The sequence below is a fragment of the Micromonospora sp. S4605 genome, from assembly GCF_003176715.1.
Lineage (GTDB): Bacteria > Actinomycetota > Actinomycetes > Mycobacteriales > Micromonosporaceae > Micromonospora > Micromonospora echinaurantiaca.
In genome coordinates this window covers 1-1,987 of sequence record NZ_QGSW01000377.1, presented here as the reverse complement: position 1 = coordinate 1,987, position 1,987 = coordinate 1, and the positions used below count along the sequence as shown (strand labels likewise).

Here is a 1,987-nt window from a genome sequence, read left to right as displayed (position 1 = left end):
GCGTTCCGCAGCTCGGCGTCGATATAGTCCGCGAATTTGGGGTTTGAGCTGGGCAAACGCCGGTAGGCCCGGTGACTGGGCGTGTCACTAGGCAGTTGTGTTGTTGCAGGTCAGGCGGTTGCGGGTGTGGCGTCGAAGATCCGAGGCGGTTCGGTGATCTTCAGCTTGGTGAGCAGGGCCTTCTGGGGTTGGGACAGCTCGGTGCGCTGGGCGAACGTGCCGGCGGGGCCGGTGAACACGCCCAGGTGCAGCCGGTCGATCTCGGTGCGGATCGCGGTCCAGGTGCGGCCGGTTTCGGTCTCGGCGACCCGGATCAGCAGCAGGGCCAGCCAGCAGAGCAGGATGTGGGCGCGGATGCGGTCCTCGCGGTGGTGGAACACCGGGCGCAGGTCGAGGGTGGTCTTCATGTCGCGCCAGCCGCGTTCGACTTCGAGCAGTTGCTTGTAGCCCAGGGCGATGTCCTCGGCGGACAGTGTTGGGTCGGAGCAGCGCAGCAGGTACTTGCCGTCCAGCCGCTGCTCCGCCTTGACCTTGGCCTGGTCGATGCGCAGCAGGCCCTTGGGCGTGACGCGCAGGAACCGGTTCAGGCCGGGCTTGGTCGAGATCACGCCGCGGAGCTCGGCGCGTTTGGTGGCCGACAGCCGGTCGGTGTCGTCGATCAGGTCGGTGAGCTGGGCGATCAGCCGGGTCCGGACGGCGGCGTCGCGGTCGGCGGCCTCAGGGTTGTAGCAGATGACGAACCGGTCGTCGGTGTCGATGTTGACTTCCTTGACCTGCAGGTTGTCCGCGACGGTGGCGTAGCGGCCCTGCCGTGCGAGGGCGGCGTCGGCTTCGCTGGTGCCGGCGCGCAGCTTCTCGCCGAGGATGTAGTGCCCGCCGCCCTGTTGCAGGAAGCGGCGGTTCTCAGCGGAGGCGAAGCGGCGGTCGGCGACCCAGACGATGCGGGCCAGGCTCCACTCGCGCATGTCGGTCTTGACCTGCCGGATCAGGGCGGAGTCGCCGGTGTTGCCGGGCCAGCACCACACCCGCACGGGAATGCCGGTGCGGGTGACGGCCATCCCGACCACGACCTGGGGCAGGTCGTCGCGGGAGTCCTTGCTCTTACCATGCGTGCGGAACCCGGCCTGCTTGACTGCGGCCGGGTCGCCTTCGGCCACGACCTTGCCCAAGGCGTCGCGCCACAGCGGTTCGTCGGCCTCGTCGAGTTCGAAGTAGGTGCTGGTGGTGTCGAAGAACAGCAGGTCGACCTCGAGGTTGAGCAGGTCGGCGATCTGGTCGTAGACACCGCGGGTCAACGCAGGTTCGACCTCGATCAGCTGGTCCATCGCCCGGTAGCAGGCGTCGTCGGTGACATGTGGCAGGCCGGGCAGGTGCACGTCCTGGCAGATCCACTCGGCGGCGGCCAGCTTGCTCGACGGCGCCAGGGCCCGGTTCGCGACCAGCGCGAACAGCACCCGCTCCACGTCGACCTCCCGCCGCGCCGAGCCGACCAGCGGCCGCAGGACGGTGTCGATACGCAGACGGCGCCACAGCCCGTCGAGCAGCCACGCCCCGCCCAGCGGCCTCGACTGTTCGAACGACAACCCGGCCGGCGCGGCCGCGGCCAGGGCGTCGGCCGGGGCCAGCAGCCGCGACAACGCGTCCACCAGGCGGCGGATACCGGCCACGTCGAGCTGGTCCTCACGGCCGAACGAGTACAACACCCGGGTCTTGGACGCCTTCGCGGCCGGGTCCCACTCATTGTGGGCCAACTGCAGGTAGCGGATCGTCTGCCCGTCGCGGGTCTTGCGGGTCGACGCCTTCACGTACACGAGGAACGACCGTACACCGACTATGAGACCCGGCATAGACCAGCAGCTCATAACAGTTATACACAGGCAGGCGTGTCACTAGGCGATTTCGCGGTTTCCACCAGGCCGCAACGCCTTGACCTGCGCCTTCACGCCGCAACGCCGACTATATCGACGCTGAGCTGCGGAACGCAGGT

General features: G+C 68.4%; 1 protein-coding gene. It reads right to left on the bottom strand.

Annotated features, from left to right (window positions below; translation table 11 throughout):
• Nucleotides 1-110: 110 nt before the first annotated feature.
• Nucleotides 111-1,811 (bottom strand): IS1634 family transposase, encoded by a 1,701-nt coding sequence (locus tag DLJ47_RS30935; protein ID WP_109905325.1) that lies wholly within the window; start codon nt 1,809-1,811, stop codon nt 111-113.
• Between the last annotated feature and the right edge of the window lie 176 nt (nt 1,812-1,987).